This window comes from Cellulosimicrobium protaetiae, from assembly GCF_009708005.2.
Classification (GTDB): Bacteria; Actinomycetota; Actinomycetes; order Actinomycetales; family Cellulomonadaceae; genus Cellulosimicrobium; species Cellulosimicrobium protaetiae.
Map to the genome: position 1 here is coordinate 1,164,464 of NZ_CP052757.1, position 13,290 is coordinate 1,177,753.

Annotated in this window: 13 protein-coding genes and 1 riboswitch; of the genes, 6 read left to right on the top strand and 7 right to left on the bottom strand. The window is 74.8% G+C overall.

The annotated features are described in order from the left end of the window. Positions 1-78: 78 nt before the first annotated feature. Together FIC82_RS04990 and FIC82_RS04995 are read right to left on the bottom strand one after the other, a co-directional pair. Positions 79-1,311, bottom strand: coding sequence for an acetyl-CoA C-acyltransferase (locus tag FIC82_RS04990; protein WP_154797793.1), 1,233 nt, complete (start codon positions 1,309-1,311; stop codon positions 79-81). 106 nt (positions 1,312-1,417) lie between these two features. Continuing rightward, complete coding sequence (locus tag FIC82_RS04995) at positions 1,418-2,668, bottom strand: acyl-CoA dehydrogenase family protein (protein WP_154797794.1); 1,251 nt, start codon at positions 2,666-2,668, stop codon at positions 1,418-1,420. 198 nt (positions 2,669-2,866) lie between these two features. Here FIC82_RS04995 and FIC82_RS05000 point away from each other — a divergent pair, with 198 nt between their 5' ends. Continuing rightward, positions 2,867-3,211, top strand: a complete 345-nt coding sequence (locus FIC82_RS05000; RefSeq protein ID WP_154797795.1) for a VOC family protein — start codon at positions 2,867-2,869, stop codon at positions 3,209-3,211. 72 nt (positions 3,212-3,283) lie between these two features. On the opposite strand, the gene FIC82_RS05005 is transcribed toward FIC82_RS05000, so the two are convergent. Together FIC82_RS05005 and FIC82_RS05010 are read right to left on the bottom strand one after the other, a co-directional pair. Next, positions 3,284-4,435 (bottom strand): epoxide hydrolase family protein, encoded by a 1,152-nt coding sequence (locus FIC82_RS05005; RefSeq protein ID WP_154797796.1) that lies wholly within the window; start codon positions 4,433-4,435, stop codon positions 3,284-3,286. Between the two features lie 80 nt (positions 4,436-4,515). Then, a complete protein-coding gene (locus FIC82_RS05010) occupies positions 4,516-5,205 on the bottom strand; it encodes an AraC family transcriptional regulator (protein ID WP_154797797.1) in 690 nt (229 codons plus the stop codon). Between the two features lie 66 nt (positions 5,206-5,271). Between FIC82_RS05010 and FIC82_RS05015 the strand changes: the two genes are divergently transcribed. Genes FIC82_RS05015 through FIC82_RS05025 form a run of 3 tightly spaced genes read left to right on the top strand, consistent with a single transcriptional unit; the run spans position 5,272 to position 7,227 of the window. After that, on the top strand, positions 5,272-6,186 hold the full coding sequence (locus FIC82_RS05015) for an IS5 family transposase (protein ID WP_168731500.1): 915 nt from the start codon (positions 5,272-5,274) through the stop codon (positions 6,184-6,186). 5 nt (positions 6,187-6,191) lie between these two features. Beyond that, a complete protein-coding gene (locus FIC82_RS05020) occupies positions 6,192-6,515 on the top strand; it encodes a hypothetical protein (RefSeq protein WP_154797798.1) in 324 nt (107 codons plus the stop codon). 58 nt (positions 6,516-6,573) lie between these two features. Further along, positions 6,574-7,227, top strand: a complete 654-nt coding sequence (locus FIC82_RS05025; protein WP_154797799.1) for a hypothetical protein — start codon at positions 6,574-6,576, stop codon at positions 7,225-7,227. A 27-nt stretch (positions 7,228-7,254) separates the two neighbouring features. On the opposite strand, the gene pnuC is transcribed toward FIC82_RS05025, so the two are convergent. The 3 genes from pnuC to FIC82_RS05040 all read right to left on the bottom strand — a co-directional run bounded on the left by pnuC (position 7,255) and on the right by FIC82_RS05040 (position 10,351). Then, entirely contained in the window at positions 7,255-7,959 is a 705-nt protein-coding gene (pnuC, locus tag FIC82_RS05030; RefSeq protein WP_154797800.1) for a nicotinamide riboside transporter PnuC, read from the bottom strand. Between the two features lie 152 nt (positions 7,960-8,111). After that, positions 8,112-8,235: riboswitch (FMN riboswitch) on the bottom strand. 163 nt (positions 8,236-8,398) lie between these two features. Beyond that, on the bottom strand, positions 8,399-9,160 hold the full coding sequence (locus FIC82_RS05035; protein WP_154797801.1) for a TetR/AcrR family transcriptional regulator: 762 nt from the start codon (positions 9,158-9,160) through the stop codon (positions 8,399-8,401). 45 nt (positions 9,161-9,205) lie between these two features. Then, entirely contained in the window at positions 9,206-10,351 is a 1,146-nt protein-coding gene (locus FIC82_RS05040; RefSeq protein ID WP_154797802.1) for a class I SAM-dependent methyltransferase, read from the bottom strand. A gap of 189 nt (positions 10,352-10,540) precedes the next feature. Between FIC82_RS05040 and FIC82_RS05045 the strand changes: the two genes are divergently transcribed. Both FIC82_RS05045 and FIC82_RS05050 read left to right on the top strand, forming a co-directional pair. After that, positions 10,541-12,367: an ABC transporter ATP-binding protein gene (locus tag FIC82_RS05045; protein WP_253691467.1), complete on the top strand. Its 1,827-nt coding sequence runs from the start codon at positions 10,541-10,543 to the stop codon at positions 12,365-12,367. After that, positions 12,364-13,215: an energy-coupling factor transporter transmembrane component T gene (locus FIC82_RS05050; RefSeq protein ID WP_154797803.1), complete on the top strand. Its 852-nt coding sequence runs from the start codon at positions 12,364-12,366 to the stop codon at positions 13,213-13,215. Before FIC82_RS05045 ends, FIC82_RS05050 begins: the two co-directional genes overlap by 4 nt. The last annotated feature ends 75 nt before the right edge of the window (positions 13,216-13,290 follow it).

Below are 13,290 nucleotides of genomic sequence, written 5' to 3' on the forward strand. Positions count from 1 at the left end.
GGCGGCGATCGGACGTCGCATCGCGACGCCGCCCGCCGGGTCGTCAGGCGCGCAATGAGGCGCGCGGTGAGGGGGCTGTCAGGCGCGCAGGATCAGCGCGTCGCCCTGCCCGCCGCCGCCGCACAGCGCCGCGGCGCCGACGCCGCCCCCGCGACGCTTCAGCGCGAGCGCGAGGTGCAGCGCGAGGCGCGCGCCGGACGCACCGACGGGGTGGCCGAGCGCGATCGCGCCGCCGTCGGTGTTCACGACGTCCGCGTCGATCCCGAGGTCGGCGATCGACTGCAGCGCGACCGCGGCGAACGCCTCGTTGATCTCGACGAGGTCGAGGTCCGCGGCGGCGATCCCCTCGCGCTTCACGGCGGCCTCGATCGCCCGTGCGGGCTGGGAGTGCAGCGAGTTGTCCGGACCCGCGACCTGGCCGGCCGCACCGATCTCGGCGAGCCACGACAGCCCGTTGCGCTTCGCGAAGGCGCGGCTCGCGACGACGACCGCCGCGGCGCCGTCGGACAGCGGCGAGCTGGACCCGGCGGTGATGGTCCCGTCCTTCACGAAGGCGGGGCGCAGGCGCTCCAGGGCCTCGAGGGTGGTGTCGGCGCGCACGCCCTCGTCGTGCTCGACGACGACCGGCTCGCCCCGGCGCTGCGGCACCTCGACGGGCGCGATCTCCTCGGCGAGGTGCCCGGCGTCGCGCGCCGCGGCGGCGCGCTGGTGCGAGCGCAGCGCGAACGCGTCCTGCTCGGGGCGGCCGATGCCGCGCGTCGCGCAGCTGCGGTCGGTGAGCTCGCCCATGACCTCGCCGCTGAACGGGTCGTTCAGGCCGTCGTGCGTGAGCGAGTCCGCCATCGTCACGTCCCCGAACGCGAACCCGGAGCGCGACCCGACCACGAGGTGCGGCGCGTTCGTCATGGACTCCTGCCCGCCCGCGACGACGACGCTCGCCTCGCCGGTGCGGACCAGCCGGGCCGCGTCGATGATCGCGGTGAGCCCCGAGAGGCACAGCTTGTTGATCGTCACGGTGGGGACGTCCCAGCCGATCCCCGCGAGGATCGCGGCCTGGCGCGCGGGGCCCTGCTTGGCGCCCGCCTGGACGACCTGCCCGACGATCACGGTGTCGACCTGCTCGGGCGTGACGCTCGACGCCGCGAGCGCGCCGCGGATCGCGTGCGCACCGAGCTCGGCGGCGGACAGCGAGGCGAGCCCGCCCCGGAAGCGCGCGAACGGGGTGCGCGCGCCGTGCAGGAGGACCGGGGTGACCTCGTCCTCGGGGGTGACGGCTGCGCCGTCGGGCAGGGGGGTGGCGTCGGTGCTCATGGGGTCCGTCCGGGGAGAAGGGCAGGAGAGAAGGGGAAGCCCCGGCGCCGCGAGGAGGGGCGAGCGGCGCCGGGGAGCGGGGGGAGGGCGTCCGCCCTCGGCGCCGTCAGACGAACGCGGAGACGCCCGTGATGTCGCGCCCGACGATGAGCGCCTGCACGGACTCGGTGCCCTCGTAGGTGTGCAGCGCCTCGACGTCCGCGAAGTGCCGCGCGACGCGGTTCTGGAGCAGGATCCCGTTGCCGCCGAGCAGGTCGCGCGCGCTCGCCGCGACCTCGCGCGCCCCGCGCGTGCACGTGTACTTGGCGAGCGACGCCTGCGGACCGGTGAGCGTCCCGGCCTCGTCGAGGCGCGTCATCTGCGCGACGAGGAGCTGGAGCTGCGTGATCGTCGAGAGCATCTTCGTGAGGCGCTCCTGGACCATCTGGTTCGCGGCGAGCGGGCGGCCGAACTGGACGCGCTGCTTCGCGTACGCGACCGCGGTCTCGTAGCAGGCCACGGCGTGCCCGACGGCGGCCCACGCCACCCCGAGTCGCGTCGCGAAGAGCACGCGCGAGGTGTCTTTGAACGACCGTGCGCCGGGAAGCGCGTTCTCCGCGGGGACGAACACGTCGTCGAGCACGACGTGCGCCTGCCAGATCGCGCGCAGCGACACCTTGCCGGTGATGGTCGTGCCCGTGTAGCCGGGGGTGTCCTGCGGCACGACGAACCCGTGCACCTGGTTGTCACCGTCCGCCGAGTCGCTGCCGACCAGCCGCGCCCACACGACCGTGATGTGGCCCGACGACCCGTTGCCGATCCACTTCTTCTCGCCGTTCAGCACGTAGCCCTCGACGCCGTCGCGCGTCTCCTTGCGCGCCGTCGTCTCGAGCGAGACGGAGTCCGAGCCGTGGGTGGGCTCGGTGAGCGCGAACGCGCCGAGGATCTCCCCGCGCGCCATGGGCTCGGCGTACCTCGCCCGCTGCTCGTCGGAGCCGAGCATCTGGATGCTGCGCAGCGCGAGGCCGCCCTGGACGCCGCAGATCGTCGCCACGGAGCCGTCGCCGCGCGACATCTCCATCGCGGCGAGACCTGCGCCGAGCAGGCTCACGTGCGGACGACCGTCGACGTCGACGCCGTCGCGCAGCAGGTCGAGCTCGCCCATACGCTTGACGAGGCCGGCGGGTACCTCGGCACGCTCCCAGTAGTCGTCGATGACCGGGAGCACCTCGTCCTGGACGAACTGCCGGACGCGCTGCTGGTGGGCGCGGTCCTCCTCGGTCGCGTCGGCGAACGCGCCGGCGTAGTCGAGGTCGAGCGGGGTCGCGAGGTCGTAGGTGGGCTCGGTGACGCCGGGCATGATCGGGGTGGTGGGCATCGGTGCTCCCCTGGGAGGGCGGCTGCGGTCGGTCGTGCGCGACCGGCTCCGGCGCGGGTTCCCGGGTGCGGGCCCGACGTCGGCGGCGGTCTCTCCCCATAGTGCAGCGATACGCGGTCTCAGTCAATCTGAGACGGCGTATCGCTCGAGGGTGCGCGATCCCGCGCGGTCCCGCAGCCCCCGGCCTACCGTCGAGGGATGGCCCTCGACCTGTTCGTCACGATGCACGTGCGCGACCACGACGCGGCGCGCGACTGGTACGCACGCCTGCTCGGGGCGGACCCGACGTTCGTCGCGACGCCCACCGAGTCCGTGTGGGAGCTCGCCGAGCACCGGTGGCTCGTCGTCGAGCAGGTGCCCGAGCACGCCGGGCACGGCGTCGTCACGGTGTTCCGCGAGGATGTCGACACCTTCCTCGCCACCGCTGCGGACCGCGGGATCGGACCGGACCGCCGCGAGGAGTACGACGGCGGGGTCGTGAGGATCGTGTTCCGCGACCCCGACGGCAACGAGGTCGGGCTCAGCGGCGCGCTGCCGTCCTAGCGACGGGTCCCGCGCCGGCGCGCCCGGAGCAGGGGAACGCCGCCAGACCGGTGCCGGGACCGGCGCGCGGGGTCAGAGCGCGGGACGGAGCGCCGGGGCGCCGAGGAACGCCCGGACGTCCGTCGCGACGTCGTCCGGCCGTTCCAGCGCCGGGAAGTGCCCGCCGCGCGGTCGCTCCCGCCAGTAGGGCAGCGCCTCGTCGGGATCGAGGATGCGGCGCATGAGCGGTTCCTCCCCGAACGCCGTCATGCCCTGGGGGCGGTCGTGCGACCCGCCCCACGCCTGCTGCGCGTGCGCCGCCTCGTACAGGAGGTTCGCGGCGCCGTCGCCCGCGCGCCCGAACCAGCTCACGCTCACCAGCGTGAGCAGGTCGTCACCGTCGACGGCGTCCTCGGGCAGCTCGTGCAGCGGGTCGGTCCACTCGTGGAACTTCTCGGCGATCCACGTGAGCTGCATCGCCGGGGAGTCGGTGAGGCCGTACGCGACGCTCAGCGGCCGCGTGGTCTGCACCTGGAGGTAGCCGAAGTCCTCCGACCGTGCCGCGACGAGGCTCGCGTGCCGTTCGCGCTCAGCGTCCGTGAGGTGGTCGGTCGGGGGCGTGTACGCCGTCGCGATGGCGCCGGGGTCCGTCGACACGAGCGAGGCGAGCACCCGCTCGCCGGCCTCCAGGCAGAGCTGCTCGGCGACGCCCGCGCCGACGTCGCCCCCGAACACCGCGTAGCGGTCGTAGCCGAGCGCGCGCACGACGCGGTCGAACGCGTCCGCCGTGCGGGCGATGTCCCAGCCGTACGACGCGAGCGGCGTCGACAGCCCGTAGCCGGGCATCGACGGGGCGACGACGTGGAACGCCGGTCCGTCGTCCGGCTCGGCGAGGAGCGGGGCGAGGCGCGCGAACTCGGCGAACGACGTCGGGTAGCCGTGGCACAGCAGCAGGGGTGTCGCGTCCGGGCGCGACGAGCGCACGTGCAGCCCGTGGATCCGCTGGCCGTCGACGAGCGCGACGAACTGCGGCATCCGGTTGAGCCGCGCCTCCTGCGCGCGCCAGTCGAAGCTCGTGCGCCACCGCTCCGCGAGCCCGCGCGCGTAGCCCACCGGGGTCCCGCGCTCCCACGTGCCGGTGAGCTCGGCGGGCCAGCGCGTGCGCTCCAGCCGGTCGCGGAGGTCGGCGACCTCCGCGTCGCTCACGGCGATCTCGTACGGTCGGACGTCCAGGTCGGTGTCCATGGCCGGTCCTCCTCGGCGGCGGTCGTGACCCCACCAACCAACCGCGCACCGCAGCGGGCTGTCTTGAACGAGCGCGACACTCAGACGGGCTCGCCGCGGTCGCGCGTGCGTCCCGGCGTCATGCCCGTGAGCCGCTTGAGGTCGCGCGTGAGGTGGGCCTGGTCGGCGTAGCCCAGCCGGAACGCGACGTCCGCGATGGGGCGGCCGTCCTGGAGCCGGGCCACGGCCTCGCGTGCCCGCTCGATCCGGCGGACCCGCTGCGGGCTGATCCCGACGGCGTGCGCGAAGTGCCGTTCGACCGTGCGCGACGACCAGCGCCCGGCGCCGCCGTCGAGCGCCGCCTCGACCACCGCGTCCTGGCGCACGACCCCGGACTCCACGAGCGCGGCGACGAGCACGTCGACGTCCGGCGCGTCGAGGTCGAGGGACGGGAAGGGCCAGGCGCGCCCCGCGAGGACGAACGCGCCCCGGCCGAGCAGCGGGAGGCGGTCGGTGCGGTCGCACCAGGCGGTGACGGGCTCGTGCGCGAAGTAGGCGCCCGCGGCGAACCGGACCCCGAGGTTGTGGCTGCCGGACGTGTACGGGACGGGCGTCGGCCGGGACGACGGCCCGGACAGCAGGACCCGGCGCTCGCCGTCCCGGAGGGTGAAGACGAGGTCCCAGCGGGCGTCGGCGGACGCGACGTAGGTCCCGTCGGTGAGGTCCACGGTGGCCCACACGACGTCCACGGCGGGGGAGGGGGCGGCGCGCTCCCGGTACAGGAAGCCCACGCGCCCCAGTCTAGGGCCTGTTTCGGAAGTGGTGTCTGACCTGCGGGTTCGGCATGCTGCGGGGTCGTGGCTGAGGTTGCGGGGCGGCATGATTTGAGTGATGCGGCGTGGGCGGTGATCGAGTCTTTGCTGCCTGTCGCGTCGTTGGGGCGTCCGGCGCGGAATCTGCGTCGTCAGGTCGATGGGATCCGTCACCGGACCCGGGCGGGGTGCCCGTGGCGGGATGTCCCGGACCGGTATGGGCCGTGGTCCAGCCTGTATCGGGTGTTCCGTCGCTATCAGCGCGACGGGGTGTGGGACCGGGTGCTGGACGCGTTGCGGTCTTTGGCTGACGGCGGTGGACAGATCTGCTGGGAGGTTTCGGTCGACTCCACGATCGCCCGCGCGCACCAGCACGCTGCGGGCGCCCGCCGGGACCCGGCCGGGCAGAAGGAGCCGCCCGGGGTCGAGCCCGCAGATCATGGGCTGGGCAGGTCACGGGGCGGGTGGACCACGAAGATCCACGCAGCGTGCGAGCAGGGGCAAAAGCTCATGGGCATGGTCGTGACCGCCGGCCACCGGGGCGACAGCCCACAGTTCGGGCCGGTCCTGGACCAGATCCGGGTGAAGCGGCCCGGCGGGCGCGGCGGTCGGCCCAGGACGCGCCCGGACCGGGTGCGGGCGGACAAGGGCTACGCCTCGGCCGCGAACCGCAAGCGGCTGCGTGGGCGGGGCATCGCGGCGACGATCCCGGACAAGAAGGACCACCGCGCGAACCGCCTCGCGAAGGGCTCCAAAGGTGGTCGCCCACCGAAGGTCGACTACGAGGACTACAAGGCCCGCCACGCGGTGGAGTGCATGTTCAACCGCCTCAAACGCCACCGGGCCGTCGCGACCCGGTATGACAAGCTCCAGCTCCGCTACGAGGCGACCGTCAAGGTCGCCGCGCTCGACGACTGGATCACCGCCGTCGTCCGGGCGGGCCAGGCGCTGGCATCCTGAGCGGTGTGAACGACTCGCTGCCGTCCTGGCTGTCCACGCGGCCGCCGTGCTACGCCGACACCGAGGACGGCGACTACGTCCAGGACCCCGGCCACGTCGAGATCCTGGGCATGCTCGCGGACCTGAACGCCACGACCAACACGTTCTTCGTGATCTACCCCGACGACGAGGACATCGACTGGTCGATCTCGGTCCATACCCGCCCCGGAGCACTCGGCGGCTACGAGATCGAGCACCACGACGCCGCCACCAGCGAGCTCACCACGACCACCGAGGCAGACCACACCACCATCACGAGCCACCTCCTGGACTGGATCAGCCACCGCTGACCACTTCCGAAACAGGCCCTAGGACGCCCCTCGGCCGGGCTCCCCGTAGGGTCGGGGCATGGTGGCCTGGGACGACGACGCCTCCGCGGGCGCGTGGATCGCGGAGCGGCTGGGGGAGTTCGGCCCGCGCGTCGACGGCACGGTCCCGCGCGGGTACGCGGCGTACGCGTGCGTCCCGCACCCCGACTGGGACGACGACGTCACGCTCGCGGCGCAGACCGACACCCTGGTCGCCGCGCTCCGACGCTTCACCGGGGACCAGCCCGTGCACCTCGCCCTGTGGACGGGGCACGCGTTCCTCTACGACCACGGGACCGACCCGCGGACCAGCTCGGGGGTCGCGCCGTTCGTCTCGTGGTCCGAGGACGAGCCGCGACCGACCCCCGAGGAGATCGAGCGAGCGGTCGCCGAGGCGTGGGCGGAGATCGTGCCGACGCTCGTCGAGCGGCCTGCAGCGCCGATGCTCCTGCTCCCGCACCGCGAGTACCACCTGTGGACGGGGTCGCTCGCCGACGCCGGTGCGTTCCGCGGCCACGAGCAGCCGCCCAACCTGTGGTGGCCCGAGGACCGGTCGTGGTTCGTCGGGACGGAGATCGACGCCGCCGCGACCTACGTGGGCGGGAGCGACGCGCTCGTCGAGGCGCTGTGCGCGGACCCGACGCTGCGCGCGAGCCGCGCCGCGCCGTCGGACACGATGCTGTTCGACGAGTGACCGCCTGCCGCAGCGGGGCCCCGCAGGTCAGGCGGGCGAGCCCGCCGCCGCGGCCTCCGACTCCGCCGTCGCGCGACGGTTGACGCGCCACCACACGAAGAACCCGACGAGCGTGAACACGCCGTAGAACACGTACATGAACGCGGACGCGTAGAAGCCGGCCGAGATCAGCAACGGGACGCCGACGATGTCGACCGCGACCCAGACCAGCCAGAACTCGACCCAGCCCTTCGCCATGCCGTACGTCGCGAGCAGCGAGCCCATGAAGATCCACGCGTCGGCCCAGACGGGCTCGTACGACTCGAGCGCGCGGAACACGGGGGTGAGCAGCGCCGTCCCGCCGACGAGCGCGACGACGAGGAACGCGCGCTGGCGCCACGACGCCCAGCGCGGCACGACGGCGACGCCGTGGCTGTCCGCGTCGGTCTCGCCCAACCGGGCCTGGGTCCGGCGCCACTGCACCCACCCGTACACCGACACGATCACGAACATGACCTGACGCCCGGCCTGGCCGAGCAGGTTCACGGGGTTGGGGGTCGCGAAGACCGCGCCGAGGAACACGGTGAGCAGCAGCAGGTTGCCGACGATGCCCACCGGCCACGCCCACACCTTGCGCCGCATGCCGCCCAGCGCCGACGCCAGGCCGAACCCGTTGCCCACGATCTCGCGCCACAGCAGGTGCTGGTCGCCGATCGTCAGCTGCGCGTCGAACAGCGCGTGGATCAGGTCCATCGGATGTCCTCGTCCTCCCGGGCACGAGCGCTCCGGGGTGAGGGCGGGCGGCGGGGCCGGGCGCTCAGGGCGGCCGACGCCGTCGCTCACGACGGCGAGACCGCGCCCCGTCGCGCGGGCTCGCGAGAGCCCGGCCGAGGACGGCCGCGCCGCACGTGCTTCCTCCCATCCGGACTGTCACCGTCGGTCCTGGAGTTCCACCAGGTCAACCGCGCGTGGGCGCGGGTCGCGGACTGTCACCGCCGGCTCGGAATTGCACCGACCCCGGAGCACGTTCGTGCGTACTGCGTGTGCAACCGCCGATGCTACCGGCGCATTCCCCGCGTAGAGGGGTGCGGTCGCGCGTCGAGAGGTCGGCAGATCCTGCCGAGATCGGCGGTCGCAGCGACCGATCTCGGCACAGGTTGCCGATCTCGGCACAGGCTGCCGACATCGGGGATCAGCCCAGGGCGTCGCGGACGGCACGCGCGACGTCGTCCGCGACCCCCCGGGCGTCGGCGTCCGCGTCGACCACGGTGACGACGACGCGCCGCGGGCGAGGGCCGGCACCGGCGCTTCCCGCGCGGTGCGCGGCGTCGTCCGGCGCGGCGAGACGTCCCACGGCCGAGCGGCGCAGGTCGGCGAACGCCTCCTCGAGCTGCGGGCGCAGGTCCTGACCGGGCGAGCGCAGCCAGCGCCGGAGCATCGCGTTGTGGACCGCGACGACGGACGCCGCGAACGCGATCGACGCGGTGGTGCGGTGCGCGTCGGGGGGGAGCGCGTCGCGCAGGTACGCCGTGAACGCGCGCTCGTAACGGTGGGTCGTGACGAGCTCGCGGTCGCGCAGCGCCGACACCTGCTGGAGGAGCTGCCACCGCGCGAGCGACGTCTCCCGCTGCCCGACGTGATGGTCGAACACGAGCCGCGCCGCGCGGCAGACCTCGAGGTACGGATCGACCGCGGGGTCCGGCGTGAGCCGACCCTCGGAGTCGGGCACGGGCCGGGTCGCCGCGAGCATGACGACGACCTCGTCGAGCAGGAGCTCGTGGTCCGCGAAGATCACGTCCTCCTTCGACCCGTAGCGGCGGAAGAAGGTGGCACGGCTGACCTGGGCGGCGTCGGCGATCTCCTCGACGGTCGTCTGCTCGTACCCCTGCCGGGTGAAGAGGGCGATCGCTGCGTCGACGGCCTGGGCATGGGTGCGGCTGCGGACGTCGGTCATGCACCGGACGGTACACCGGTACCGGTCGCCTGCCGCGTCCGGGGGTCAGGGCACGAGGCGGTAGAACCGGAAGAACGAGAAGTCGTCCACGGGCAGCACCTCGACGTCCGCGAACCCGGCCTCGCGGGCGTAGCGCCGCAGCGTCGCGGGACGCATGACGGTCCCGGTGCCGACCGACGGCGGTGACGACAGGCCGTCGGGCAGGCACACGAAGAGGCTGTACCCGTACATGACCCGGTCGACGTCGTCGGCGGGAGCCGTGAACTCCTCGCCGACGGCCTCGTCCATGACCACGACGACGCCGTCGGGCCGGACCGCGCGGCGGACGGCGTCGAGCACCGCGGCGGGCCGCGGCATGTCGTGGACGCACTCGAACGCGAACGCGGCGTCGAACGGGAGACCGGCCGGCTCGACGAGGCCGAGCTCGGCGGCGTCGGCGAGGTGGAACGTCGCACGGTCCGCGAGACCGGCCTCCTCGGCCGCCGCGCGGGCCGCGGCGACGGACGGGCGGTCGACGTCGACGCCGTGCAGCACCGCGTCCGGGTAGGCGCGCGCGAGGGCGAGCGTCGACCACCCGAAGCCGCACCCGACGTCGACCACCCGGGCTCCGGGCCGGCTCAGCACGTCGTGGACCGCGGGGACCCGCGCGAGCGTCGGCGCGAGCTCGCGCTCGAACCACGGCCGGTTGACCTCCGCCTGGGCCTCGCGCGCGTCGTCGCCGAGCTGGTCCCACGACACGCCGCCGCCCGTGCGGTACGCGTCGAGCAGGTGCGGGAGCTGCGGCCCGATCGCCCCGACGAAGCGCGCGAGCGGTGCGACGTAGGCGAGCGAGGACGTGTCCGTGAGCACCTCCGCGTGCGCGGCGGGCAACGCGTAGAGGCGCTCGCGCGCCGCCGCAGCAGGGTCGGCCGCGAGCGCGGGGCCGGCGCCCGGGTCCTCGGCGACGAGGATCCCGCTGGCCGCCTGCTGCTCCAGCCACTCGCGCGCGTACCGCTCGTGGGTGCCGGTGCGCTCGGCGAGCCCGGTCGAGGTGAGGGGCCCGGTGTCGACGAGCGCGTGGTACCACCCGAGCCGGTCGCCGACGTGGACGGACAGGACGTCGATCGCGCCGAGCGTCGCGGCGAACAAGCGCTCGGCGAACGCGTCGGCGTCCCCCGGGCCCGAGGGCTCGTTCTCGGTCGTGGCGACCATGCGCGGCCTCCGGCTGGACGTTGGCCGGGCGCGTGCCGTGGGCAGCGGCGCCCGTGGTTCGACGGTAGACCTCCGGAGCGCCCACGTCGATGGGCGGAGGGGCTGAAACTCGTCCGGCACGGTTCGGCAACGGCCTCTGCTCCTTCCAGGGTCTCGTCACGCGGCTTAGGTTCGCCTATCCTGAGCCGCGTGATCGCGGACGAGACGTCGAACGGCACCCCGGAGCCGCTGCTCGCAGTGCGCGGCGTGAGCGTCCGGTACCACGAGCACGACCCCGCGGGACCCGGCGGGGACCCCGGCCCGCGCGCGGCCGGGCGCCAGACGCCCGACGGCGTCACGTTCGACGTGCGCCCCGGCGAGGCGGTGCTCCTGCTCGGCCCGTCGGGCTGCGGCAAGTCGACGCTCGCGCTCGCGACGAACGGGCTCGTCCCGCACGTCGTCGGGGCGGACCTCGAGGGCACCGTCCGCGTGCGGGGGCGGTCGACGGCCGAGACGACGCCGCCCGAGCTGTCGCGCGACGTCGCGATGGTCTTCCAGGACCCCGACGCCCAGGTCGTCACGGGCACGCTGCTCGACGAGGTGTGCTTCGGCCCCGAGAACCTGCGCCTGCCGGTGGACGACGTCCTCGCCCGCGCCGAGGACGCGCTGCGCCGGGTCGGCCTGTGGGAGCGTCGCGACGACGACCCGGCCGTGCTCTCGGGAGGTGGGCGCCAGCGGCTCGCGATCGCGTGCGCGCTCGCCCTCGGGTCGCCGCTCCTCGTCCTCGACGAACCCACGGCCAACCTCGACCCGCAGGGCACCGACGAGGTCTACGCGGTGCTGCGCGACGTGGTCGCCTGCGGCGACCGCGCGGTGCTGCTCGTCGAGCACGACCTCGACACGGCGGTGTCCCTCGTCGACCGGGTCGTCGTGCTCGACGGCGCGGGCCGCCTCGTGCACGACGGCCCGGTCCGCGACGTGCTCGGCGAGCGGGCCGAGGAGCTGGCGGCGCTCGGCGTCTGGCTGCCCACGGCGACGCTCGCCGCGCTGCGCCTGCGCGCCGCGGGTGTGCGCCTCGATCCCGCGCCGCTCACGCCCGACGAGCTGGGGGCGGCACTGGACTCCGTGGCGAACCTCCCCGACGTGCCCCCGGACGCGCGCGAGCCCGCACGGGTCGCGCCCGAGCCGGTGCTCGTCGTCGACCGCGTGACGCTGCGGCTCGGGGGTGGGCGGAGGCACGGGCGTGCAGCGGCACCCGTCCTGCGCGACGTGTCCCTCGCCGTCGCGCCGGGCGAGCTCGTCGCCGTGGTCGGCGCGAACGGGGCGGGCAAGACGACGCTCGCCCAGCTCGCCGCGGGCGTGCTGCGGCCGCGCCGCGGGACGCTCGACGGCCGCGTGAGCGTCTCGGGACTCGACCCGACCCGCGCCGACCCGCGCGAGGTCGCGCGCCGTGTCGGCTTCGTCTTCCAGAACCCGGAGCACCAGCTCGTCACGTCGCGCGTCGACGACGAGCTCGCGCTCGGCCTGCGCGTGCGCGGCGTGCCCGAGGACGAGGTCGCGGCGCGCGTCGAGGACGTGCTGCGCCGGTTCGGGCTCGCCGACCTGCGCGACCGGCACCCGTTCCTCCTGTCCGGCGGGCAGAAGCGTCGCCTCTCGGTGGGGACCGCGATCGTGTGCCGCCCCGAGGTCCTCGTGCTCGACGAACCGACGTACGGACAGGACCGCGAGCGCGCCGCCGAGCTGCTCGACCTGCTCACCGACCTGCACCGCGACGGGACGGCGGTCGTCGTCGTGAGCCACGACATGCAGCTCGTCGCGGAGCACGCGACGCGCGTCGTCGCGCTCGCGGACGGGAGCGTCGTCGCCGACGGCGCCTCGGGCGACGTCCTGGCCGACGAGGACGTCCTGCGCCTCGCCGGCCTGCGCACGCCCCCGCTCGCGCGCGCGACCCGGCACCTGGCCGACCCCGCGTGGCGGCGCGTCGCGCGCCTCGCGGACCTGCCCGTCGCGCCCGTCCCCGCGGGGGTCGGGGCATGAGCGCGGGCACGCTCGCCGCCCCGCCCCGCCCCGCGCGCGCGACGCCGGGCGACGCGCGCCTCGGCCGGTTCGCCGGTCCGGCGTGGGACCTGCGCACCTACGACCCGCTCGTCACGGCGTTCGGCCCGCTGCCCGTGGTCGTCTGGGTGTTCACGACCCGTGACCTGCTGACGCCCGCGCTCGTCGGGCTCGCGGCGCTCCTCGTCATCCTCGTCATGGTCCGGCCGCCGCGGCGCGTCGTCGCGGTCCTGCTGCTCGGCCTGCCCGCGCTCGCCGCCGTCATGACGGTGTCGTTCGGCGTGCTCACCGACCCCCGCGACGTCGACGGTACGACGCTGCTCGCGACCGTCGGCCCGTTCCACCTGTGGTCCGGGGCGCTCGAGACCGGGCTCGCGACGAGCCTGCGCACGTGCGCGCTCCTGCTGCTCGTGCTCGTCGGCGGGCTGTCGACGACCGGGCAGGACGTCGTCCGCGCGATGGTGCAGCAGCTGCGCGTGCCGTACCGCGTGGGGTACGCGGCGCTGGCCGCGCTGCGGTTCGTGCCGCGCTTCGGCCACGAGCTCGAGGTGATCCGCGCGGCGCACCGCGTGCGCGGCGTCGACCACGGGCGTGGGCCCGTCGCGGCGGGACGGCGCCATCTCGGCTACGCCGTCCCGCTCCTCGCGGGCGGCATCCGCCACGGCGAGCGCGTGTCGCTCGCCATGGAGGCGCGCGGGTTCGGCGCGCACGCGACCCGCACCGAGCGGGTCCTCGTGCCGTTCCGCGTGCGCGACGTCGTCTTCCTCCTGGCGACGTGGGGTGTCGCGGCGGGCATCGCGCTCGTCGTGGTGCCCGCGCTGACCGGCTGACCGCGGCCTGCCGCCCGACCCCTCGCGCCCTGGCTCGACCGCTTCCATCCACCCGCCCAGACCCTCGACGTCCCG